The 21865-nt window shown below is 71.2% G+C and carries 20 protein-coding genes; 13 read left to right on the top strand and 7 right to left on the bottom strand.

Annotated features, from left to right (window positions below):
- Positions 1 to 209: 209 nt before the first annotated feature.
- Genes B4K29_RS08550 through B4K29_RS08535 form a run of 4 tightly spaced genes read left to right on the top strand, consistent with a single transcriptional unit; the run spans position 210 to position 4386 of the window.
- Positions 210 to 1160 (top strand): TIM barrel protein, encoded by a 951-nt coding sequence (locus B4K29_RS08550; RefSeq protein ID WP_239266143.1) that lies wholly within the window; start codon positions 210 to 212, stop codon positions 1158 to 1160.
- A 57-nt stretch (positions 1161 to 1217) separates the two neighbouring features.
- On the top strand, positions 1218 to 2222 hold the full coding sequence (locus tag B4K29_RS08545) for a Gfo/Idh/MocA family protein (protein ID WP_286967053.1): 1005 nt from the start codon (positions 1218 to 1220) through the stop codon (positions 2220 to 2222).
- Positions 2223 to 2266: 44 nt separating this feature from the next.
- Positions 2267 to 3133: a sugar phosphate isomerase/epimerase family protein gene (locus tag B4K29_RS08540; RefSeq protein ID WP_286967052.1), complete on the top strand. Its 867-nt coding sequence runs from the start codon at positions 2267 to 2269 to the stop codon at positions 3131 to 3133.
- A complete protein-coding gene (locus B4K29_RS08535) occupies positions 3130 to 4386 on the top strand; it encodes a Gfo/Idh/MocA family oxidoreductase (RefSeq protein WP_313666881.1) in 1257 nt (418 codons plus the stop codon). Before B4K29_RS08540 ends, B4K29_RS08535 begins: the two co-directional genes overlap by 4 nt.
- Before the next feature lie 111 nt (positions 4387 to 4497).
- On the opposite strand, the gene B4K29_RS08530 is transcribed toward B4K29_RS08535, so the two are convergent.
- Both B4K29_RS08530 and B4K29_RS08525 read right to left on the bottom strand, forming a co-directional pair.
- Entirely contained in the window at positions 4498 to 4719 is a 222-nt protein-coding gene (locus B4K29_RS08530; RefSeq protein WP_019286848.1) for a hypothetical protein, read from the bottom strand.
- 144 nt (positions 4720 to 4863) lie between these two features.
- A complete protein-coding gene (locus B4K29_RS08525; protein WP_286967051.1) occupies positions 4864 to 5085 on the bottom strand; it encodes a hypothetical protein in 222 nt (73 codons plus the stop codon).
- Between the two features lie 285 nt (positions 5086 to 5370).
- Between B4K29_RS08525 and B4K29_RS08520 the strand changes: the two genes are divergently transcribed.
- From B4K29_RS08520 to B4K29_RS08505, 4 genes are all read left to right on the top strand, one after another.
- On the top strand, positions 5371 to 6375 hold the full coding sequence (locus tag B4K29_RS08520; RefSeq protein WP_286967049.1) for a Gfo/Idh/MocA family protein: 1005 nt from the start codon (positions 5371 to 5373) through the stop codon (positions 6373 to 6375).
- Between the two features lie 140 nt (positions 6376 to 6515).
- Entirely contained in the window at positions 6516 to 7517 is a 1002-nt protein-coding gene (locus tag B4K29_RS08515) for a sugar ABC transporter substrate-binding protein (protein ID WP_239266149.1), read from the top strand.
- Positions 7514 to 8581 (top strand): ABC transporter permease, encoded by a 1068-nt coding sequence (locus tag B4K29_RS08510; RefSeq protein ID WP_239266151.1) that lies wholly within the window; start codon positions 7514 to 7516, stop codon positions 8579 to 8581. Before B4K29_RS08515 ends, B4K29_RS08510 begins: the two co-directional genes overlap by 4 nt.
- Entirely contained in the window at positions 8578 to 9468 is an 891-nt protein-coding gene (locus B4K29_RS08505) for an ATP-binding cassette domain-containing protein (protein ID WP_239266153.1), read from the top strand. Before B4K29_RS08510 ends, B4K29_RS08505 begins: the two co-directional genes overlap by 4 nt.
- Positions 9469 to 9589: 121 nt before the next feature.
- Here the strand turns inward: B4K29_RS08505 and B4K29_RS08500 are convergent, their stop codons facing one another.
- On the bottom strand, positions 9590 to 10408 hold the full coding sequence (locus B4K29_RS08500; protein ID WP_286967047.1) for a TIM barrel protein: 819 nt from the start codon (positions 10406 to 10408) through the stop codon (positions 9590 to 9592).
- A 145-nt stretch (positions 10409 to 10553) separates the two neighbouring features.
- Between B4K29_RS08500 and B4K29_RS08495 the strand changes: the two genes are divergently transcribed.
- Positions 10554 to 11984 (top strand): sugar porter family MFS transporter, encoded by a 1431-nt coding sequence (locus B4K29_RS08495; protein ID WP_286967046.1) that lies wholly within the window; start codon positions 10554 to 10556, stop codon positions 11982 to 11984.
- A gap of 437 nt (positions 11985 to 12421) precedes the next feature.
- Here the strand turns inward: B4K29_RS08495 and B4K29_RS08490 are convergent, their stop codons facing one another.
- Complete coding sequence (locus B4K29_RS08490; RefSeq protein ID WP_286957317.1) at positions 12422 to 13207, bottom strand: SDR family oxidoreductase; 786 nt, start codon at positions 13205 to 13207, stop codon at positions 12422 to 12424.
- Positions 13207 to 14442: a phytanoyl-CoA dioxygenase family protein gene (locus B4K29_RS08485; protein WP_286967045.1), complete on the bottom strand. Its 1236-nt coding sequence runs from the start codon at positions 14440 to 14442 to the stop codon at positions 13207 to 13209. Before B4K29_RS08485 ends, B4K29_RS08490 begins: the two co-directional genes overlap by 1 nt.
- A 114-nt stretch (positions 14443 to 14556) precedes the next feature.
- Here B4K29_RS08485 and B4K29_RS08480 point away from each other — a divergent pair, with 114 nt between their 5' ends.
- Positions 14557 to 15618, top strand: a complete 1062-nt coding sequence (locus tag B4K29_RS08480) for a LacI family DNA-binding transcriptional regulator (RefSeq protein ID WP_286967044.1) — start codon at positions 14557 to 14559, stop codon at positions 15616 to 15618.
- Between the two features lie 3 nt (positions 15619 to 15621).
- Here B4K29_RS08480 and iolG read toward each other — a convergent pair whose 3' ends face one another.
- The gene (gene iolG, locus B4K29_RS08475) at positions 15622 to 16635 is read right to left on the bottom strand and encodes an inositol 2-dehydrogenase (RefSeq protein WP_286967043.1); all 1014 of its coding nucleotides are present in this window, start codon (positions 16633 to 16635) and stop codon (positions 15622 to 15624) included.
- 85 nt (positions 16636 to 16720) lie between these two features.
- Here iolG and B4K29_RS08470 point away from each other — a divergent pair, with 85 nt between their 5' ends.
- From B4K29_RS08470 to B4K29_RS08460, 3 genes are read left to right on the top strand one after another with little or no spacing between them, the layout of a single operon-like run.
- Entirely contained in the window at positions 16721 to 17746 is a 1026-nt protein-coding gene (locus tag B4K29_RS08470; protein WP_286967042.1) for a Gfo/Idh/MocA family protein, read from the top strand.
- 40 nt (positions 17747 to 17786) lie between these two features.
- On the top strand, positions 17787 to 19175 hold the full coding sequence (locus tag B4K29_RS08465; RefSeq protein ID WP_286967040.1) for a mycothione reductase: 1389 nt from the start codon (positions 17787 to 17789) through the stop codon (positions 19173 to 19175).
- The gene (locus B4K29_RS08460; RefSeq protein ID WP_286967039.1) at positions 19172 to 19987 is read left to right on the top strand and encodes a hypothetical protein; all 816 of its coding nucleotides are present in this window, start codon (positions 19172 to 19174) and stop codon (positions 19985 to 19987) included. Before B4K29_RS08465 ends, B4K29_RS08460 begins: the two co-directional genes overlap by 4 nt.
- 147 nt (positions 19988 to 20134) lie before the next feature.
- Here the strand turns inward: B4K29_RS08460 and B4K29_RS08455 are convergent, their stop codons facing one another.
- Positions 20135 to 21484 (bottom strand): MATE family efflux transporter, encoded by a 1350-nt coding sequence (locus B4K29_RS08455; RefSeq protein WP_286967038.1) that lies wholly within the window; start codon positions 21482 to 21484, stop codon positions 20135 to 20137.
- Positions 21485 to 21865: the final 381 nt, after the last annotated feature.

Here is a 21865-nt window from a genome sequence, read left to right as displayed (position 1 = left end):
CAGCCAACGTGCCAACCCGGGCCGATGTGACTACCTGAGGTAGGTCTGTCGGCCTGGCGTGCCAACCCGGGTGGATGTGACTACCTGAGGTAGGGGTTTGATCTATTGACAGGACATAGGCGCCTGGCTAGCGTGAGGCGCACGGGTGCGAGACGGCGCCCGCGTCAACGACGACACGACACCGGGCCGCATCCCGGGGAGGACAGCTCATGGCCGAGAACCCGTCCCGCACCGACAAGTCGCGCAACACCAGCGACCCTCGCTACTCCAGGCTCACCATCGGCGTCTGCCCCGACCAGTGGGGCGTGTGGTTCCCGGAGGACCCCAAGCAGATCCCGTGGGAGAAGGCCCTCGACGAGATGGCCGAGGCCGGCTTCTCGGTGATGGAGACGGGGCCGTTCGGCTACTTCCCGACCGACCCGAAGCGTCTCGCCGACGAGATGGCCAAGCGCGGCTTCCGCGTCGTCGCCGGCACGGGCTGGGGGATCCTGCACAAGGCCGAGGCCTGGGCCGACACCGAGCGGACCTTCCGCGCGATCGGGGAGACGCACGCCGCCGTCGGCGCGGAGTATGTCGTCCACCTGCCCCCCATGTTTCGCGACGAGAAGACCGGCGACTTCACCGACGAGCGCACCCTCACGGGCGAGGCGTGGGACCTCTACGTCACCAACGCCGACCGCCTCGGCCGGATGATGAAGGAGGACTACGGCCTGCAGATGGTGCTGCACCCGCACGGCGACTCCCACATCGAGACGCCGCAGGACATCGACCGCATCTTCCAGGCCACCGACCCGAGCTATGTCGGCTTCTGCCTCGACACGGGCCACATCGTCTACGGCCAGGGCGACTGCGTCGACCTCATCAACCGCTACCCCGAGCGCATCTCCTACGTCCACATCAAGGCGATGGACCCCGAGATCGTCAAGCAGGCGCACGACGACGACTGGCCGTTCGTGGCCGCCGTCAACAAGGGCGTCTCGGTGGCCCCGCCGGAGGGCGAGCCGCACATGCCGACCCTGATCGACGCCCTCGCCGGCCTCGACAAGGACCTCTACGTCATCTGCGAGCAGGACATGTACGGCTGCGACCCGTCCTACCCCCTGCCCAACGCCATCGCGACGCGCGAGTACCTCGCGTCCTGCGGCCTCGGCCTCAGGTAGCGCGCACCAGACCCGCGAACCACACAGCGAACCACCAGCAGAGAGAGACGACTTCACATGACTGTGCGCATCGGCATGATCGGCCCCGGCGGCATGGGGCAGGCCCACATCGACCGCATCCGCAGCGTGATCGCGGGCGGCGAGGTCGTGGCGATCTCCGACATCGCGGAGGACAACGTCACGACCGTGGCGAGCACGTATGGCGTCAAGGGGTACACCGACAGCGCCGAGCTCATCGCGGACCCCGACGTCGACGCGGTGATGATCTGCTCCTTCGGGCCGGCCCACGAGGCCGACGTCATCGCCTGCATCGAGGCGGGCAAGCGGGTCTTCTGCGAGAAGCCGATGACGCCCGACGCCCAGGGCGCCCTCAACATCATGGACGCCGAGCAGCGGGCCGGGCGCAAGCTCGTCACCGTCGGGTTCATGCGCCGCTTCGACGAGTCCTACCGCCAGATGAAGGCGATCCTCGACTCCGGCGAGGTGGGGGAGACGCTCATCGTCCACAACCGCCACCGCAACCCCACGGTGCCGGAGCGCTACACGTGGGACATGGCGATCAACGACACCGGCATCCACGAGATCGACACGATGCGGTGGCTCACCGGCGAGGAGATCGTGCGGGTGCGCGTGGACACGCCCAAGAAGACGACGAAGCGGTTCGAGCACCTGCAGGACCCGCTGATCCTCATCATGCACACCGAGTCGGGGATCTGGATCGACGACGAGATCTTCGTCAACAACCAGCACTCCTACGACATCCAGTGCGAGGCCGTCGCCGAGACGGGCACCATCCGCCTCTCGGACCAGCACCTCATCGAGCGCACCGGGACGGTCGGCCGCTCCAACGCGCTGACGATGGACCACAACGAGCGCTTCGGCGGCGCGTTCGTCCGCGAGGTGCAGGAGTGGATCACCGCGGTCGCCCGGGACGAGCACACGGGGTCCAGCGCGTGGGACGGCTACGCGGCGGCGTGCGTGTGCGACGCCGGGGTGCGGGCCCTCACCGAGGATGGTGAGGTCGCCGTCGAGATGATCGACAAGCCCGCCCTCTACGCCTGACCGCCACGCGATCGTCATACGGTCACGACCCCTGGGAGACAACGATGGTCAAGATCCTGCTGGACCCGTCCATGTATCACCCGCACCTCACGGTCGCGGAGGAGTGCCGCAAGGCCGCCGACCTCGGCTACGAGTTCCTCGAGCTGTCGCCGCGGGCGGACTTCCACGAGTGGCACCACTATCCCAAGGTCGACGACGCCGAGATCGCCAAGGTCAAGCGGGCGATGGCCGAGACGGGCGTCCAGATCTGGACGTTCAACCCGGTCTACAACTGGTCGGCGCCGGACGAGCAGGACCGCCAGCACGCGGTGCGCTGCTTGCGGCGGCTCCTCGAGATCGCCGACGACCTCGAGGTGCCGATGATCGCGACCGAGCTGTCCGGCGACCCGAACGACCCGCTGCGCAGCGAGGCCCAGTTCTACAAGAGCATCGAGGAGCTCGTCCCCGACTTCGAGCGGCACGGGATCGAGTGCACGATCGAGGCGCACCCCTACGACTTCGTCGAGACCAACGAGCGCGCCGTGCAGATCGTCCGCGGGGTCAACAAGCCGTGGTTCAACTACGAGTTCTGCTGCCCCCACATGTTCCACCTGTCCCAGGGGGCGGGGGACGCGCGGGCGATGATGGCGTATGCCGGGGAGCGGCTGCGGCACGTGCACGTCGCCGACGTCTACAACCACCTCGCGAACGTCGGCAACCGCTACATCGTCAACCCGCCCGGCGTGGACGCCCGCATCCACCAGCACAACGAGATCGGCAACGGCGAGGTGCCGTGGGACGAGGTCTTCGGCTACCTGCGCGAGACCTGTTATGACGGAGCGGTGTCGGTCTGCGTCTTCGGCTGGGAGGAGCAGATGGACGAGGTTCACGTGCGGATGCGCGAGCGGATCGAGAAGGAGCTGGACGCGTGACCGAGGCACCCATCGAGGCCCGCCCGGACACGCCGGCGGTCGACAACTCCGGCTCCGCGCCGTCGCCGATCCGCGAGCTGGGCATCGGCGTCATCAGCTTCGGGTGGATGGGGCGGCTGCACACGCGGGCCTACGCCTCGCTGCCCGAGCGCTACCCGGAGCTGCGGGTGCGCCCGCGGCTCGTGGCCGTGGCCGACCCCGTGGAGGGGGCGCGGTCGGCCGCGGTCGAGCAGTTCGGCTTCGCCGGGTCGTATGCCGACTACCGCGACCTGCTGGCCGATCCCGCCGTCGAGGCGGTGTCGATCTGCGCGCCCAACTTCCTGCACCGCGAGATCGCCCTCGCGGCCGTGGCGGCGGGCAAGCCCTTCTGGATCGAGAAGCCCATGGGCGTCTCGGCCGAGGAGTCCCGTGAGATCGCCTGCGCCGCAGCCGAGGCCGGGCTCGTGACCGGCGTGGGGTTCAACTACCGCCAGGCGCCGGGGGTGCAGTTCGCGCGGCAGCTGATCCGCGACGGGCGGCTCGGGCGGGTCACCAACGTGCGCGTCTGGCTGATCGCGGACTACGCGAGCGACCCGGACGGGCCGCTCACCTGGCGCTACGACCGCGGCCGGGCCGGCGCGGGTGTGGTCGGCGACCTCATGTCGCACGGCATCGACCTCGCGCAGTTCCTCGTGGGGCGCGTCGCCGAGGTCGCCGCCATGACCGACACCTTCATCACCGACCGCCCCATCCCGCTGGAGCAGGGCATCGGCCACGCCAAGGTCCGCGTCTCGCACGAGCGCGGCCCCGTCGGCAACGAGGACTACGTCGGGATGCTCGCCCGCTTCGACTCCGGGGTGGTCGGCACCCTCGAGGCGTCGCGCGTGGCCCGGGGCCCGCGCGCCGAGTACGTCGTGGAGGTCTACGGCACAGGCGGATCCGTGCGCTGGAACTTCGAGGACATGTCCAAGGTGCAGGTCCTGCTCGGCGACGGCGGGGACGTGCACGGCTACACCACCGTCATGGCCGGGCCGCAGCACGGCGCCTACGCCCGCTTCCAGCCCGGCCCCGGCCAGAACCTCTCCTTCGACGACCTCAAGGTCGTGGAGGGGCGGGACTTCGTCGAGTCGGTGCTGTCCGGCGAGCAGGTCGCCCCGTCCGCGGCGGACGCGTGGTCCGCGGCCGAGGTCGACGAGGCGGTCGTGCGAGCTGCGGCGAGCCGCGCGTGGGAGTCGGTGCAGCCGGTGAGCGGGCGGACGACATACGACGCCTGAGTCCGTCGGCGGAGGCTCCGTGTGTGCGACTCCCCGGCCGACCACGGTCCGCGCCAGGACGACGTGAGCCCCCTCTCCCGGGTCGGGAGAGGGGCTCACGGGAGCGGCCGGTCAGGCGTGGCTGAGCTCGCGGGCGTTCCAGGTCAGGAAGAGCGCGACGGTGCCGGCGAGCGGCAGCAGGGCGCTGAGCAGGATCGGGGCGGACGCGAGCACGCCCCCGACGACCGTCAGGACGACGGCGAGGGTGGCCAGCAGGGCGGCCTGCACGGCCAGGGCGTTGTGGGTGGTCTGCGTCTGCGCGGTGCGGACGTCGGCGACGTGGGTGTTGGTCATGAGTCCTTTTCTCTGCCGGAGGACGAGGAGGCCCGAGGGCCTCGGTCCTGCACGGCCGTCGTGTCGTGCCAGCGGGTGCCGGCACATCAGGTCTGGGGCGCCGTTCGCCTGGTCAGCGGGCGTATGGCGGGGGCGGGGTCGCCGTCAGATGCGAAAGACGCCCTGGTAGCTCGCGACGCCCGCGAGCACCACGGTGCCCACGACGGGCACGATGGCGGCGACGACCAGCTGGGGGGAGGCGAGCAGCGTCCCGGCGACCACGAGGGCGATGGTGATCAGGGCCAGCGTGACGGCCAGGCTCAGGGTGGACGGGGTCGCGGCCCTGGCCTCGTCGTCGATCTGCGCGGGGGCGGTCAGGTCGGTCATGTGGCGGGGCAACTCATCCTGCTCTCCGCCGCGCACGAGCGGATCCCGATGGGCTCGCCCTGCACGGCCATCGTGGGTGCCAGCTCATGTGCTGACAAATATAAGTCTACGCAAGACCCCCAAGCATGGCAAACGTATGACGAATCCCGTCGTCCGTGCTGGATGACGCGTCTCGATATCGTCAAGACCTGTAAATGTCCGGACAAAGTCTTGACGTGGCCCGGGTCGCTCAGTGAAGGTGGTGCAAGCCCGGGTGAGCCCTCGCCCACGTCTCGAAGGAGAGACATGCGCATCGCAGTCATCGGCGTCGGCCACATCGGTCGCATCCATGCCGAGAACCTGCGCGCCCTCCCCGAGGTCGAGGAGGTCGTCCTCGCCGACGTCGTCCCCGAGGTCGCCCGCTCCGTGGCCGACCAGCTGCAGGTGTCGGCGGCGGACGACCTGTCGTCCCTGCTCGCCTCCGGGCTCGACGGCTGCGTCATCGCCTCGTCGACCAGCGCCCACGCCGAGCAGCTCGAGACGGTCATGCGCGCGGGCGTGCCGGCGTTCTGCGAGAAGCCGGTCGCGCGGGACCTCGCCGGCGCCGTGACCCTCGCCGAGCTCGAGCGGGAGACCGGCGTGCCGGTGCAGGTCGGATTCCAGCGGAGGTTCGACGCGGGCTACCGCCGCGTGCGGGACGCCGTCGTCGGCGGCGAGCTGGGCACCGTGCACCTCCTTCGCGCGGTCACCCACGACCAGGCGCCGCCGCCCGCGGCATACCTGGCTGCGTCCGGCGGGATCTTTCGCGACTGCTCCATCCACGACCTCGACGTCGTCCGCTTCGTCACCGGCCAGGAGGCCGTGACGGTCAGCGCCGCCGGGGGCAACAAGGGCGAGCGGCTCTTCGTCGAGGCCGACGACGTGGACACCGCCGCCGCGATCCTGACGATGGCGGACGGCACGCTCGTCCTGCTGTCGGCCACCCGCTACAACGGCGCCGGGCACGACGTCCGCCTGGAGGTCACCGGCAGCCTGGGCGCCCTGGCGGTGGGGCTCGACCAGTCCCTCGCCCTGGACTCCGCCGAGCCGGGGGTCACCCTCACCCACGGTCCTCGGCACTGGTCCTTCCTCGACCGCTTCCTCCCGGCCTACGCCGCCGAGCTGGAGGCCTTCGTCGCCATGATCGGCGGCGCACCGTCCCCCTGCACCGTCCGCGACGCCCTCCAGGCGCAGCGCCTCGCCGAGGCCTGCGACCTCTCGCGGCGCCGCGGGGCGCCCGTCCGCCTCCAGGAGATCCCCGACACGAGGTGACGACTCGCCAACAGTTCCGACCGATCCGCCACCCCGACGACCCGTGGGCAGGACAAACGCATAGTTTGTCACCAACCACATCAGCACCGCACAACCCGCCCGGAGCGCGACGACGCTGCTCCGTCACGAGAGGCACCACGATGAACCGCACCGTCAAGACCACCCTCGCCCTGGCGCTCGCCACCTCGACGGCCCTCAGCATGGCGGCCTGCAGCTCCTCCGGCGGCAAGCAGACCATCGAGTCCGCGGCGGGGGGTGCGGCGGGCAACGCCGGCACCCCGACCATGACCGTCGCGATGATCACGCACCAGGCCCCCGGCGACACCTTCTGGGACATCATCCGCAAGGGTGCCGAGGCCGGCGCCAAGAAGGACAACGTCAAGCTGGAGTACACCAACGATCCCGACGCCACCAAGCAGGCCCAGCTGGTGCAGGCGGCCATCGACAAGAAGGTCGACGGCATCGCCGTGACCAGCCCCAACACCGGTGCGCTGGGCCCCGTCATCAAGAAGGCCGTCGCGGCCGGCATCCCGGTGACCATGTTCAACGCCGGCGGCACCGACGCGATGGGCCTCGGCGCCATCGGCTACTTCGGGCAGGGCGAGACGGACGCGGGCATCGCCGTCGGCGAGCGCATCGCCAAGGCCGGCGGCAAGCGGGTGGTGTGCGTGATCCAGGAGCAGGGCCAGCAGCAGCTCGAGGACCGGTGCGACGGCGTCAAGAAGGGCGCCGCCGGCGTCAACGTCGACCGCATCTACGTCAACGGCCGCGACGACTCCGCCGTGACGACGACGATCCAGGCCAAGCTCACCCAGGACAAGGCGATCGACTGGGTCGTCACCCTGGGCGCCCCCTTCGCCCTCGACGCGGTGAAGTCCATCGCCGGGTCCGGCAGCTCGGCCAAGCTGGGCACCTTCGACACCAGCAAGGAGCTCGTCAACGCCGTCAAGGACGGCAAGGTCGAGTGGGCCATCGACCAGCAGCCCTACCTGCAGGGCTACCTCGCCGTCGACGCGCTGTGGTTCTACAAGACCAACGGCAACACCCTCGGCGGTGGCAAGAACGTCGCGACCGGCCCCGCGTTCATCGACAAGGCGAACGTCGAGAAGGTCGCCCAGTTCGCCGCGAACGGCACCCGATGAGCACGGCCACCGACCTCGAGCCGGGCCGCCCGCCTTCGTCCCCCGCCGCGGGGGACGACCGGGTCCGCACCAAGTCACCGACCGCGCTGCTGCTCGGTATGCCGGCCGTGGGCGCCCTCATCGGAGCGGTCGCGCTCGCGGCCCTCTTCCTCGCGGTGGCACCGGCCTTCCGCAACGTCGCCAACATCGGGACGATCCTCTACGCGGCGTCGACGATCGGGATCATGGCGGTCTTCGTGTCGCTGCTGATGATCGGTGGCGAGTTCGACCTGTCCACCGGTGTGGCTGTGACCTTCTCGGGCCTGGCCGCGGCGCACCTCGCGTGGTACCTCGGCCTGAACGTCTGGGTCGGCGTCCTCCTCGCGCTCGTCCTGTCGCTGGCGGTGGGCGCCTTCAACGGCTGGCTGCTGCACGTCACCGGGCTGCCGAGCTTCCTGGTCACGCTGGGCACGTTCTTCGTGCTGCAGGGCGTCAACCTGGCCGTCACCCGCATCGTGACCGGCGGCGTCTCGTCCAACTCGATCAGCGACATGGACGGGTGGGCGAGCGCGCAGAAGGTCTTCGCCTCCGGGTTCTCGATCGGGCCCGTCCGCATCGAGTCAGTGGTCCTCTACTGGTTCGTCCTCACCGCGATCCTGGCTTACGTCCTGCTGCGCACCCGCGTCGGCAACTGGATCTTCGCGGTGGGCGGTGACGCCGCCGCGGCCCGCGCCGTCGGTGTGCCGGTGACGGCCACCAAGATCGGGCTGTTCATGGGGACGGGCTTCGCGTCGTGGCTCGTCGGCATGCACATCCTGTTCAACTACAACAACGTGCAGTCCGGCCAGGGCGTGGGCAACGAGTTCATCTACATCATTGCCGCGGTCATCGGCGGCTGCCTGCTGACCGGTGGCTACGGGTCCGTGCTGGGTGCCTCGATCGGGGCGCTGATCTACGGCATGACCAACCTCGGCATCAACTACGCCGGCTGGGACGTCGACTGGCTCAAGACCTTCCTCGGCGTCATGCTCCTCGGCGCGACGCTGGTCAACATGTACGTCAAGAGAAGGGCGGACGCGGCATGAGCGCGACCAAGACCGCGCCGACCCACGAGGGCGGCCCCACCACGGCCATCCTGGAGATGCGCGACTGCGGCAAGAGCTATGGCAACGTCCAGGCCCTGCGCGGGGTCTCGCTGTCGGTGCGCCAGGGTGAGGTCACCTGCGTCCTCGGCGACAACGGTGCCGGCAAGTCCACGCTGATCAAGATCATGGCGGGGCTGCACGACTACAACGTCGGCGAGATGTTCGTCAACGGCGAGCAGCGGCACTTCTCCTCGCCGCGCGAGTCGCTGGGCAGCGGCATCGCCACCGTCTACCAGGACCTGGCGCTCGCCCCGCTGATGTCCGTGTGGCGCAACTTCTTCCTCGGCAACGAGCTCAAGAAGGGCCTCTTCAGGATGGACATCCCCACCATGAAGCGGGTCTGCGGCGAGGAGCTCACCAAGATGGGGATCGTCATCCCCGACCTGGACCGCCCCATCGGCAGCCTCTCGGGAGGCCAGAAGCAGTGCATCGCGATCGCCCGAGCCATCTACTTCGGCGCCAAGGTGATCATCCTCGACGAGCCCACCGCGGCGCTCGGCGTCAAGCAGTCGGGCGTGGTGCTGAAATACATCATGAAGGCGCGTGACGCCGGCCTCGGCGTCGTCTTCATCACCCACAACCCGCACCACGCCTACCTCGTCGGCAACCACTTCGTGATCCTCAAGCTGGGCCGCGTGGTCCTCGACGCCCACCGCGACGAGGTCACCCTGGACGAGCTGACGGAGGAGATGGCGGGCGGCAAGGAGCTCGCCGACCTCTCGCACGAGCTGCGCGCGGCGGACCCCGGCAAGGTCGTCGACCCGAGCACCGTGAAGCACGGTGGGATCGACGCGCCCACGGTCGACATCCCCAAGGTCCGCGACTAGGGCCGCGCGGGAGGTTCGCTCTCGTCGAGAGGCGGCAGATGGGGGTCATCCGAGCTGGTTGACCCCCATCTGTCGCCTCTGACGCGTGCTCGCGGCTCGCCTTGGCGGCGGGGCGGCTGGGTCAGAGGGTGAAGGCCTCTCGGAAACGCTCGAGCGCCACCTCGCTGTCGCCGGACGCCCACCCCTCGAGGGCGACCACACCGGCATACCCCATCTCGGCCAGGGCCCGCGCCACGCCCGGATAGCTGATCTCGCCCGTCCCCGGCTCGCACCGTCCGGGCACGTCGGCCACCTGGATCTCGCCGATGAGATCGCCTGCGCGGCGGCACAGCTCGATCAGGTTCCCCTCGCCGATCTGCGCGTGATAGAGGTCGAGGTTCATGCGCAGCGCCGGCGATCCGACCGACTCCAGCAAGGTGATCACGTCCGAAGCCCGGGCGAACGGCACGCCGGGGTGGTCGACGTCGAGGTTGAGGTTCTCCAGCTGGAAGGTCACGCCCTCGCTCTCGCCCAGGGCGGCCACGCGACGCAGCGTCCGCTCGGCGGCGAGCCAGTCGCGAGGCGTCACGACCGACTGCGGGCGGTTCGGCATACCACCCTCTCCGAGACCCGTGCCGTGCAGGTTGAGGTGCGGGTCGCCGAGGCGATGGGCCACGGCCACCGACTCCCGGGCGGTGCGCAGCAGCTCGTCCGCGCCCGCGGGGTCGATGAGCTCGCCGTGCGTGTAGCCCGTCATCGAGGTGAACCGGGCGCCCGTCGCCGCGAGCGCGTCGATGTCCTTGGTCGTCCAGTCCCACAGCTCGACCGCGAAGCCCAGCTCGTGCAGCCGGCGCACGCGGTCCAGGTGGGGCAGGTCGAGCAGCTGCATCTCGGAGCACACCGCGAGGTCGAACCCGGGGTGCTGCGAGGCGCCCTCGAGCGGTGCTGAGGTGGTGGTCATGCCGACTCCTTCGTCCTGCAACGGTGTGAGGTCAAATGTAAGGACAATCTATTGACATTGTCCACACCTGCGCCTTCACTTGTGATAGCGATACGAGCAAGGACGCTACGAATCCGCGTGCTGCGGAAGGCAGAAGGAGACGAGGATGTCCCACGGCAGTCCCACCAGCAGTCCCAGCGGGGTGACGCTACCGCCCCTCCGACCGGGCCCGCACCAGCGGCGCCTGGACCTGATCGCCGTCGTCGCGACGTTCGGCGGTCTGCTGTTCGGCTACGACACGGGCGTGATCAACGGCGCCCTCGAGCCCATGAAGACGGACCTCGGCCTGACCACCGTCACCGAGGGTCTGGTGACGGCGACGCTGCTCATCGGCGCCGCGGTCGGAGCGCTCGTCTCGGGCGTGCTCAACGACAACCTGGGCCGCAAGAAGACCCTGACCCTGATCGCCGTCGTGTTCTTCGTCGGCACGCTGGGCTGCGTCTTCACGCCGGGGCTCTCGATCATGCTCGTCTCTCGCTTCGTCCTCGGCCTCGCGGTCGGCGCGGCGTCGGCCACGGTCCCCGTCTATCTGTCCGAGCTCGCCCCCACCGAGCGCCGCGGCACCCTCAGCGGACGCAACGAGCTGGCGATCGTGCTCGGCCAGATGCTGGCCTTCATCATCAACGCGATCATCGCGAACGTCTGGGGCCAGCACGAGGGCGTGTGGCGCTACATGCTCGCGGTGTGCGCCATCCCGGCCGTGTTCCTGTTCTTCGGGATGCTCCGTATGCCGGAATCGCCGCGGTGGCTCATCGCCAAGGGACGCTACGACGAGGCCCTCGAGGTGCTCATGCAGGTCCGCAACGAGGACCGCGCACGCGCCGAGCTCGGCGAGGTGGAGCAGCTGGCCGAGGAGGAGGCCGAGTCCCACAAGGGCGGCTGGTCCGACATGGCCGTCCCGTGGATCCGCCACCTCGTGATCATCGGCTGCGGCCTCGCCGCCGCCCAGCAGGTCACCGGCATCAACTCGATCATGTACTACGGCACCCAGCTGCTGAGGGAGGCCGGCTTCTCCGACGGGGCGGCGATCATCGCCAACGTCGCCAACGGCGTCCTGGCCGTCGTCGGCACGGCCCTGTGCCTCTTCGTCGTCATCGACAAGGTGGATCGCCGCAAGCTCATCATCTTCGGCTTCTGCGCCACGACGACGGTCCACGGCCTCATCACCATCGCCGCCACCGTCATGCCGGCCGGCACCGCACGCGCCTGGGTGATCCTGGCGCTCTCCGTGACCTTCGTGTTCTTCATGCAGTGCTGCCTCAACGCGCCGGTCTGGGTCGCGCTGTCCGAGATGTTCCCGCTGCGCATCCGCGGCTTCGGCATGGGGATCTCGATCCTGTGCATGTGGCTGGTCAACGCCGCGCTGACCTTCTCGTTCCCCGTGATCGTGGGCGCGGCCGGTCTGCAGGGGATGTTCGGCCTGTTCTTCGTGATCGGCCTGGCGGCGATCTTCTTCCTGTGGAAGATGCTGCCCAACACCAGCGGTCGTTCCCTCGAGGAGCTCGAGGAGAGCTTCTCCCGGGGCGAGTTCGTCTGAGCCGTATGACGAGAGGCGGGGTGTCGGTGATCCGGCGCCCCGCCTCTCGCGTGCCCGCCGTGTGGGCGGACGCGTGCAGGAAGTGACTCGTCGGGTCGCGCGGAGCTCTCGAACGTCGGGCTAACCGGACGGGTGCGCCCCGAGGGGTCAGTTGCTGTCGAGTGTGGGCGGGTTAGCGGGCTGGGTGCGCCCCGACGGGTCACTTGTTGTCGGGTGTGTCGGCCCGTGCCCGGTGCCCGGTCTCTCGCGTGGCTGCCGCGAGCGCCGGGTGCAGGAAGTGACCCGTCGGGTCGCGGGGGGCTCCCGAACGTCGGGTCAACGGCCGGGTGCGCCCCGAGGGGTCAGTTGTTGTCGGGTGTGGGCGGGTTAGCGGGCTTGGTGCGCCCCGACGGGTCACTTGTTGTCGGGTGCGGCGGGGACGGAGTGGGTGGGGGAGGTCAGTCGTGGGCGCCGGGGACGGTCTGGTCCCAGTCGATGACGGAGCCGGTCACGACGCCGCTGCGGTCGGACAGCAGGTAGACGACCATGTCGGCGATCTCGTCGACCTGCCCCAGCTTGCCCATGGGGAGGGCGGCGGAGGCTTCCTCGAGCCACCCGTCCTGCGCACCGTGGAAGCGCCGCTGCACCTCGTCCTCGCCCGGCGTCTCGGTCCAGCCGATGTTGAGGCCGTTGATGCGGATGCGGTCGAAGCGGTGGGCGTACGCCGCGTTGCGGGTGAGTCCGGCCAGCCCGGCCTTGGAGGCGACGTAGGGCGCGAGGTATGGCTGGCCGCCGTGGGAGGACATGGTCAGCACGTTGACGATCGTGCCGGGGGCGCCCCGGCGGCGCATGTCCTCGACGGCCGCCTGCATCGTGAAGAACGGCGCCACGAGGTTGACCGAGAGGTGTTGCTGCAGCAGCTCGGGCGTGGTGTCGAGCAGGGATCCGCGCGAGGTGAGGCCGGCGGCGTTGACGAGCCCGTCGACCCGGCCGAAGCGCTCGACCGTCGCGGTGACCGAGGCGCGTGCCTGGTCCACGTCGGCCAGGTCGGTCTGCACGAACTCCACGCGGTGCGAGCCGTGCTCGCGTGCCAGCTCGTCGGCCGCCGCCGACCCGACGTCCGCGCGGCGCCCGGTGACGACGACGCGGGCGCCCTCGCGCAGGGCGGCCCGCGCCACGGCGGCGCCCACGCCCTGGGTGCCGCCACTGACGAGGACCACCCGGTCCTGGAGGAGCTCGCGCATCAGGCCGCGCCCCCGGTCGTGGGGCCCGCGGCCGTGGCGGCTTCGGTCGTTGCGCTCGCGAGCGGACCGGTCGACGCCGCGTCGGACGCCGAATCGAGCTCGGTCACCGGGAGCCGAGCGGCCAGCGCCGAGCGCACCCGGTCGGCCTGGCTGGGTGGCGCCATCCCGTCGACGGGCTGCTCGGCGTCCAGGTCGGCGGGGAAGGCGTAGCCCTCCGCCGACGCGGCGATCGCGTCGTGGAGGCGGGCGGTCGGCATACCGGCGTCCTGGCGGGAGAGCAGGACCGGATAGACGGCCTCGACCACGCGGCGCCGGTCGACGCGCTCCATGGCCCGGCCGAACGCCGAGGAGATCTGCAGGAGGTTGGCCATGCGGCGGATGTCGGTCGAGTGGTTGGTGCCGGCGGCGTGGAACAGCGCGGGGTTGAAGAACACGGCGTCGCCCTTGGCGAGGGGCAGCTGCACGTGGTGGTCGCGGAAGTAGTCCTGGAACTCCGGCAGCCAGTAGGCGACGTAGCCGGGCTCGTAGCGGTGCGAGTGGGGGAGGTAGAGGGTGGGGCCGCTCTCGACGGGCATGTCGACGTGCGCCACGGCGCCCTGCAGGGTCAGCATCGGCGACATCAGGTGGACGTGCCGGGGGTAGCGCTCGCTGACCTCCGGCCCGAGGAACCCCAGGTGGTAGTCGCGGTGCACGGTCTGGCCCGCCCCGCCCGGGTTGACCACGTTGACCTGCGAGGTGACCTGGTAGCCAGGACCCAGCCAGGCCGTCGCCGCCAGCGCCACGAGGTCGTTGGCGTAGTAGTCGACGAACGCCTCGGGGTCGGTGACGGCGAGCTTCTCGAGGGCGTTCCAGACGCGGTCGTTGGCCCCGGGCCTGGCGAAGTGGTCGCCCGCCACGCGGCCGGAGGCGCGCTGCTCCTCGATGATCGTGCGGAAGCCGTCGCTGACCCGGTCGACCACGTCGTGCTCGAAGGCGCCCTGCAGCACCACGATCCCGGGCCCCTCGGACAGGGCGCGGGCCAGCTCGGCCTGCACCTCGCGGGCGGCCTCGGGCCCGGTGCCGAGCGCCTCGCGCAGCCGGTCGGCGCGATAGAGCAGCACCTCCTGCTCGACGGCCTGGGCGTGCGGGTATGCCGTGGCGTCGGTGCGGGCCTCGAGCACCGCGCGCAGGTCCTCGAGGCGGCAGTCCTGCGCCGTGTAGGTCGGGCTGGGAGCCGGGCGGGTCGTGGTCGGCATGGCGTCTCCTCGTCGTCGTGGTCCTTCCCTTCCATGGTGGCTCGCGGACCGGCCGTCGGCTGGGGTCAAAGGCCTCAGATAGACCTCAGTCGCGATCAGGCCTACCGTCGGGGAATGAGGCCGCCGCACCCCCTCAAGGACATCGCCGCCCAGGCCGGCCTGTCCGAGGCCACCGTCGATCGCGCGCTGCACGGGCGCAGCAACGTGAGCGCCGCGGCCGTGCGGGCCGTCGAGCAGGCCGTGCTCGAGCTCGACCGGCAGCAGTCGCAGCTGCGGCTCGGCGCGCGCACCGTGCTGGTGGACGTCGTGATGCAGGCGCCGGCGCGGTTCACGGGCGCTGTGCGGACGGCGCTCGAGGCCGAGCTGGCGTGGGTGCGGCCAGCGGCCGTGCGGGCGAGGTTCCACCTGCGCGAGCGGGCCGACGTCGAGGAGCTCGTGGAGACGATTGACCGGGTCGGGTCGGGAGGCCGCACCTCGCAGGGGCTGCTCCTCAAGGCCCCGGACGACCCGGCCATCGCGGCGTCGGTGGACCGGGCGGCGGGGCGCGGCATACCGGTGGTCACCCTGGTCACCGACGTCCCGAGCAGCAGGCGGGTGGCGTATGTCGGACTGGACAACCAGCAGGCGGGGGCGACGGCAGCCTTCCTGGTGTCGCGCTGGCTGACCCCGCGAGGCGTGGGTGGCGGCCAGGGGCGGCGGGTGCTGGTGACGATGAGCCGCTCGACCTTCTTGGGGGAGCATGAGCGGGTGCGGGCGTTCGAGGACGAGCTGGCGGTGCTGCGGCCGGAGGAGCCCGTGCTCGTGGTGTCGGACGCGGACGGGCTCGATGCCGCCACGGGCGACCTGGTCGGGCCGGCGCTCGACGAGGAGCCGGGCGTGTGCGCGGTCTACTCCGTCGGTGGTGGCAACCGCGCCACCCTCGCCGAGCTGCGGCGCCGGGGGCGACGGGTGGAGGCCTACGTCGCGCACGACCTCGACGAGGACAACGTCGCGCTGCTCCGCTCGGGGGCCATCGACGCGGTGATCCACCACGACCTGCAGAGCGACTGCCGTCGGGCCGTCCGTCAGGTGCTGAGGCACCACCGGCTGGTGTCGGGTGCCCCGCTGACCGTGCCGGCGTCGTTGGAGATCATCACGCGCTACAACCTGCCCACGCGCTGGATCGACCCGGCCTGAGCGTCAGGCGTTGAGGTCGACCTCGACGACGCGCCCCTCGGCGGCGGACCGGGCGGCGGCGTCGGCCAGCACCAGGGCGGCCCAGCCGTCGTGGAAGCCCACCGGCACCGGCGCGTCCTCGCGGATGGCGGCGACGAACGCCGCGAGCTCGCGCTGGTAGGCCGCGGCATACCGCTCGAGGAAGAAGTTCTGGTAGGGCTCGCGCACCTCGACCGCGTCGGCGGTCCAGCGCCGCACGACGGTGTCGGTGACGTTGCCGGCCTCGAGCAGCCCCTTCGAGCCGAAGGCCTCCAGCCGTTGGTCGTAGCCGTAGGCCGCGTGCCGCGAGTTGGTGATCGTCACCTGCTGGCCCTCGCGGCCCGTCAGCACCACCACCGCGGAGTCGTAGTCGCCGAGACCGCGGATGTCCTCGCTGAACTGCGCCGTCCCCGAGGCGAACACGCTGACGACGTCCGGCACGAAGTGCCGCGCCATGTCGAAGTCGTGGATCGTCATGTCGCGGAAGATCCCGCCGGACACCGCGAGGTAGTCCGTCGGCGCGGGCGCGGGGTCGCGGCTGATGATGGACAGCTGCTCCAGGCGGCCGATCTCGCCCGCGGCGACCCGCGCGTGCAGCGCCGAGAAGTGCGGGTCGAAGCGACGGTTGAAGCCCAGCATGATCGGCGTGGTCGCGGCCGACGCCTTGCCGCGCAGCGCCTCGACGCGGGCGATGTCGAGGTCGATGGGCTTCTCGCACAGGGCGGGCTTGCCGGCGTCGATCGCGGCGTCGATGAGGTCGACGTGCGTGGCGGTGGGGGAGGCGATGATGACGGCGTCGACGTCGTCGGAGGCCAGCACCTCCTCGGGGGTGGCGGCGACGCGGGCGCCGTGCAGCTCGCCCAGCGACTCGGCGGCGGCGGGCACGGCGTCGACGACGGTCGTGAGCTCGGCCCCGGGGGCCGCGGTGACGCTGAGGGCGTGGACCCGGCCGATGCGGCCGCAGCCGATCAGACCGATGCGGACGGGCTGCAGGGACATGCTCGATCTCCTTCGTTCGGCAATTGTTAGTACTATCTGACATGTCCTGGCCACTGTCCAGCCACAGTCCCGAGGAGCGACACCGATGTCCTTCCCCCACAGCCTGCCCGAGCCCCGCCTGCCCGATCCCACCGGGGGTCCCGTCCTGCGCTGGGGCGTCGTCGGGACGGGGTGGATCGCCGAGCGGTTCGTCGCGTCCGTCCTTCGGCATACCAACCACCAGGTGGTCGCGGTCGGGTCCCGGTCCGAGGAGGGCGCCCGCCGGTTCACCGGGCGGCTCGGGGGCGAGCCCCTCGGGTCGTATGCCGAGCTGGTCGCCCACCCGCGCGTGGACGTCGTCTATGTCGCGAGCCCACACCCGCAGCACGTCGAGCACGCCCTGCTGGCCATCGCGGCGGGCAAGCACGTGCTGGTCGAGAAGCCCATCGCGATCGACGCCGCCGGGGCGCGGCGCATCGCCGAGGCCGCCCGTGCCGCAGGCGTCTTCGCGATGGAGGCGATGTGGTCGCTGTGCCTGCCGAAGTTCCGCGTGATCAGCCGGCTGCTCGACGACGGCGTGCTCGGCGACCTGACGCTCGTGTCCGCCGACATCGGCGAGTACTTCCCCGACCGTCACCGCATCCACGACCCGGCGCTCGCGGGCGGCGCGATGATGGACCTCGGCACCTATCCGCTGACGCTGGCGACGTGGGTGCTCGGGGCGCCCACCGAGGTCGCCGCGCAGGGGGTGCGCGGCCCGACCGGCACGATGGCGCAGACGACGATGGCGCTGCGGCACGGCGAGGCGCAGTCGGCGCTGCACGCGAGCGCCCTCGTCGAGACCCCCACCGTCGCCGCGATCAGCGGCTCCGACGCCTGGGTGTCGCTGGACGGCCCGTGGTACCAACCGGGTTCGTTCACCCTGCACGGACGCGGCGGGGGACAGCTGCGCCACCTCGAGGCGGCGACCGCCCACGACGGACTGTTCTGGGAGGCGCTCGAGGTCGCGCACTGCCTCGGCGAGGGGAGGACCGAGAGCGGCATACGGCCCCTCGACGCGACGATCGCGACCCTCGAGGCGATGGACCAGGTGAGGGCCGTGACGGGCGACCGACTGGCCGGGGAGTCCTGAGGGCAGCCTGTGCTCAGCCTGCACGTCTAGGCTCGAGCGCATGGCTGACCGTCACTTCGACCTGATCATCATCGGCACGGGCTCGGGCAACTCGCTCATCACCCCCGAGCTGGCCGACAAGGACATCGCGATCCTCGAGCGGGGCACCTTCGGCGGCACCTGCCTCAACGTCGGCTGCATCCCCACCAAGATGTACGCCTACCCCGCCGACGTCATCACCTCGGCGCAGCACCTCGACCGGCTCGGCGCGTCCTTCCCCTGCGACCCGCAGGTGCGCTGGCGCGAGGTGCGCGACCGGATCTTCGCGGGGCGGATCGACCAGATCGCGGCCGGCGGCGAGCAGTACCGGCGCCAGGACCCGCACATCACGGTGTTCGACGGGAGCGCACGGTTCGTCGGACCCAAGGAGATCGACACCGGCACCGGCGCGACCATCACGGCCGACCAGATCGTCGTGGCCGCGGGCTCGCGCGTCTCGATGCTCGACGTCGACGGTCTGCGCGAGGCGGCCCCCGAGCTCGGCGTCCACACCAGCGACACCGTCATGCGCATGGAGGAGCTGCCGCGCCGCCTGACGATCGTCGGTGGCGGCTTCGTGGCGGCGGAGTTCGCCCACATCTTCGACGCGTTCGGCGTGGAGGTGACCTGGCTCCAGCGCAGTGGCAGCCTGCTGCGCAAGGAGGACGACCTGATCTCGGGGCGGTTCACCGAGCTGGCGGCCGAGCGCTACGACCTGCGGCTCGGCACCCAGATCAGCGCGGCCGAGCGCCGCGACGGCGCGTGGCACCTCACGACCACCGGGCCCTCCGGGTCGGGCGAGGTCGTGGCGGACGCCGTCCTCGTCGCCACCGGGCGCGTGCCCAACGCCGACCAGCTCGGGCTCGCCGAGGTCGGCTATCGGATGGACGGACCCCGCCTGTGGGTCGACGAGCAGCAGCGCACCAGCGTCGAGGGCGTCTGGGCGCTGGGCGACATCAGCAGCCACTGGCAGCTCAAGCACGTCGCCAACCACGAGGCCCGGGTCGTCGCCCACAACCTCACCCACCCCGACGACCTGCGCACGAGCGACCACCGCTACGTCCCCGCCGCCGTCTTCACCCACCCGCAGATCGCGTCGGTCGGCCTGACGGAGCGCGAGCTGCAGGCGGCCGGGCGCGACTACGTCGTCAAGATCCAGGACTACGGCGCCACGGCATACGGCTGGGCCATGGAGGACCAGGTGGGCATCGTCAAGCTGCTCGCCGACCCCGAGACCAAGCTGCTGCTGGGCGCGCACCTCATGGGCTACCAGGCCAGCAACCTGGTGCAGCCGCTCATCCAGGCCATGTCGCTCGGGACCCCCGTCCCCGAGATGGCGCGTGGGCAGTACTGGATCCACCCCGCGATGATGGAGGTCGTCGAGAACGCGTTGCTCGGGCTCGAGCTGTGATCCTCGGCTTCGTCGCCTCGGTGGTCGGCATGCTGATGTATGCCGTCGCCTCCGTCTCGCAGGGATACGCCGCGTCCCGGGCCACCGGGGCCGGGGTCGTGCGGCACCCCGCCTACCTGCTGGGGCTCGGCTGCGACGCCCTCGCGTGGGTGGCCTCGCTGGTGGCGCTGCGGTCGTTGCCCCTCTTCGTCGTCCAGTCGCTGCTCGCGGGCTCGCTCGCCGTGACGGTGCTGCTGGCGACCGTGGTGCTGCGCGTGCGGCCCCGCCCGCGCGACTGGGTGGCCATCGCCGTCGTCACCGCCGGGCTCACGGGGGTCGCGCTGTCCTCCGGCTCGGAGTCCGCGACCCCACCGCCCAGCTGGTATGCCGGGGCCGTGGTCGCCCTCGTCGCGGTCGCGCTCGTGGCGTCCGCCGCCCTGTGGCGCCGCGGTCACCCGCTCGTGCTGGGCGGGCTGGCCGGCGTGGGCTTCTCGGGGCTGGCGCTCGCGGCCCGTGCGGTGCACGAGCCGTCCGGCGGCGGGCTCGCGATGGTCACCGGCGTCCTGACGCAGCCGGCCGCGTGGGCGCTCGTCGCCTCCGGCGTGGTCGGCGCCGTCATGTATGCCCGTGGCCTCGAGCATGGCTCCCTCGGGCCCGTGACCGCGGTGATGTGGGTCGTCGAGGTGCGGCTGCCCGGCGTGGTCGGGGTGGCCGTGCTCGGTGACGGTGTGCGCGCCGGCTGGGCTCCGGCGGCCCTGGTCGGCGTGGCGCTGGCGGTCGCCGGGTGCGTGGCGCTGGCGCTGAGCCCGGCGCAGGAGGCCGTGGGCGCCTGACGGGGTGCTGGTCGGGCGGCAGACGCGCGCGTGCTCGGCGGCGGGCGCGTGCGCGGGGGTGATCGGTGCAGGTCAGGTGTCAGATGTGACGTGCGACCTGCACCGATCCCGCGCCAGGGCTCGCGGGGCCGCCGGCCAGGGTGGCGGTCAGCGGGTGGCGCCGGTGACGAGCCAGGCATCGGAGCGGGCGCGCAGGCCGAGCGCGATGCCGCGCAGGGTCATGAAGACGCTGAACCCGACCCACAGCCACATCACGGCGGCGGGGTCGTCGAGGGGGCCGGCGACGTGGCGGACGACCACCACGACGGGGATGTAGGCCACGAGGAGCGCGAGCTGTGCCCACGCCAGCCAGCGGGTGTCGCCGGCGCCGATCAGGACGCCGTCGAGCACGAAGACCCACCCCGAGATCGGCTGCGTCAGCGCCACGACGACGAGGCCGGCGGCGAGGGCGGCCTGCGTCTCGGGGTCGCTCGTGAACAGGTGCGGCAGCACGGTGTGCAGCGCGAGGACCAGGGCGCCGAGGACCGCGCCGCCGATGATGCCCCACCGGATCATGAGGGTGGTGGCGGCGCGGGTGCCTGCGGTGTCGCCGGCGCCGAGGGCCTTGCCGGTCATGGCCTGGGCGGCGATGGCCAGCGCGTCCAGGGCGAAGGTCAGGAAGCTCCACACCGTCGCGCTCACCTGGTAGGCGCCGAGCGGGACGTCGCCCAGCCCCGCCGCGACCCACGTGGTCAGCAGCAGGACCGTGCGCAGGGCCAACGTGCGGATGAGCAGCGGTATGCCGCCCCGCGCGGCCACCAGCACGCGTCCCGGATGCGGGCGCAGGGAGGCGTCGAGCCGCCGCGCTGCCCGCACCACGACCAGGATCAGGGCGATCGCCATACCCCACTGGCTGATCACCGTGCCGATGGCCGAGCCGACGATGCCGAGGTGCAGGCCGTAGACGAGCAGGACGTTGAGGACGACGTTGCACGTGAAACCGGCCACCGACACGACCAGGGGCGTGGTGGTGTCCTGGACGCCGCGGAGGATGCCGGTGGCGGCGAGGACGATCAGCATCGCGGGGATCCCAGCGGCGCTCGCGCGCAGGTAGTGCTCGGCGTGCACAAGGGCGTCCGGGCTCGCGCCGAAGGCGGCCACGAGGGGGCGGGCGAAGGCCGCGACGAGCACGCTGGTGACGAGGCCGAGGGCGGCGGCGAGCCAGACGCCGTCGAGGCCGTTGGCGACGGCACCGCGCTCGTCGCCGGCGCCGACGTGGCGGGCCACGATGCTGGTCGTGCCGTAGGCGAGGAAGACGAAGATGTTGGCGGCCGTCAGGAGGGCGGCGCTCGCGACGCCCAGGCCGGCGAGCTGCGGGGTGCCGAGGTGGCCGACGATGGCGCTGTCGGCGAGGAGGAAGAGCGGCTCGGCGACGAGGGCGAGGAAGGCGGGGACGGCGAGGCGGAGGATCTCGCGCGCGGGGGACGTCGGCTTCTGGGTCTCCCGGTCGCTCGCCACCCGGCGAGGATAGTCGCCGCGACGCCGGGCTCCCAGCGCGTGTCACCGCGCGGTGCCAAGCGCTGGTGAACGACCGGTGACCTGCGGGTTTCGGGCGTGTCGTTGTCCACAGATGTGACTCCTGTGGCGAGCTGGTGTGGAAACCCGCAGGTCAGGACCCCGAACGATGCCTGTGAGTGACATGGCGGTGACAGGGAGCGAGATCTGGTGCTCGAGGGCGGGGGATGGCGTGTCGCGGATGAGACGGTTTGTCCACACCGCGTCCAGCGCGCCCCAGATGGCGTAACTCGGCCGAGAAATCTTCCGTGCACAGGTGGCGCTCGGCATACGTGCTGGTCACAGGGCCGGTGAAGCGTTAGGTCACGGGAAAGTCACACGCCC

Origin of the sequence: Arsenicicoccus sp. UBA6765 (assembly GCF_002453335.1) — a bacterium.
GTDB lineage: Bacteria > Actinomycetota > Actinomycetes > Actinomycetales > Dermatophilaceae > Arsenicicoccus > Arsenicicoccus bolidensis.
Note: the sequence above shows the minus strand (reverse complement) of the source record. Positions and strands in the feature narration are given on the sequence as shown.

Coding starts and splice junctions, on each gene's coding strand:
- B4K29_RS08465 (WP_286967040.1), top strand. CDS start 17,787: ATGGCTGACCGTCACTTCGACCTGATCATCATCGGCACGGGCTCGGGC.
- B4K29_RS08470 (WP_286967042.1), top strand. CDS start 16,721: ATGTCCTTCCCCCACAGCCTGCCCGAGCCCCGCCTGCCCGATCCCACC.
- B4K29_RS08545 (WP_286967053.1), top strand. CDS start 1,218: ATGACTGTGCGCATCGGCATGATCGGCCCCGGCGGCATGGGGCAGGCC.
- B4K29_RS08520 (WP_286967049.1), top strand. CDS start 5,371: ATGCGCATCGCAGTCATCGGCGTCGGCCACATCGGTCGCATCCATGCC.
- iolG (WP_286967043.1), bottom strand. CDS start 16,635: ATGTCCCTGCAGCCCGTCCGCATCGGTCTGATCGGCTGCGGCCGCATC.
- B4K29_RS08525 (WP_286967051.1), bottom strand. CDS start 5,085: ATGACCGACCTGACCGCCCCCGCGCAGATCGACGACGAGGCCAGGGCC.
- B4K29_RS08510 (WP_239266151.1), top strand. CDS start 7,514: ATGAGCACGGCCACCGACCTCGAGCCGGGCCGCCCGCCTTCGTCCCCC.
- B4K29_RS08490 (WP_286957317.1), bottom strand. CDS start 13,207: ATGCGCGAGCTCCTCCAGGACCGGGTGGTCCTCGTCAGTGGCGGCACC.
- B4K29_RS08505 (WP_239266153.1), top strand. CDS start 8,578: ATGAGCGCGACCAAGACCGCGCCGACCCACGAGGGCGGCCCCACCACG.
- B4K29_RS08495 (WP_286967046.1), top strand. CDS start 10,554: ATGTCCCACGGCAGTCCCACCAGCAGTCCCAGCGGGGTGACGCTACCG.
- B4K29_RS08530 (WP_019286848.1), bottom strand. CDS start 4,719: ATGACCAACACCCACGTCGCCGACGTCCGCACCGCGCAGACGCAGACC.
- B4K29_RS08515 (WP_239266149.1), top strand. CDS start 6,516: ATGAACCGCACCGTCAAGACCACCCTCGCCCTGGCGCTCGCCACCTCG.
- B4K29_RS08480 (WP_286967044.1), top strand. CDS start 14,557: ATGAGGCCGCCGCACCCCCTCAAGGACATCGCCGCCCAGGCCGGCCTG.
- B4K29_RS08485 (WP_286967045.1), bottom strand. CDS start 14,442: ATGCCGACCACGACCCGCCCGGCTCCCAGCCCGACCTACACGGCGCAG.
- B4K29_RS08550 (WP_239266143.1), top strand. CDS start 210: ATGGCCGAGAACCCGTCCCGCACCGACAAGTCGCGCAACACCAGCGAC.
- B4K29_RS08540 (WP_286967052.1), top strand. CDS start 2,267: ATGGTCAAGATCCTGCTGGACCCGTCCATGTATCACCCGCACCTCACG.
- B4K29_RS08500 (WP_286967047.1), bottom strand. CDS start 10,408: ATGACCACCACCTCAGCACCGCTCGAGGGCGCCTCGCAGCACCCCGGG.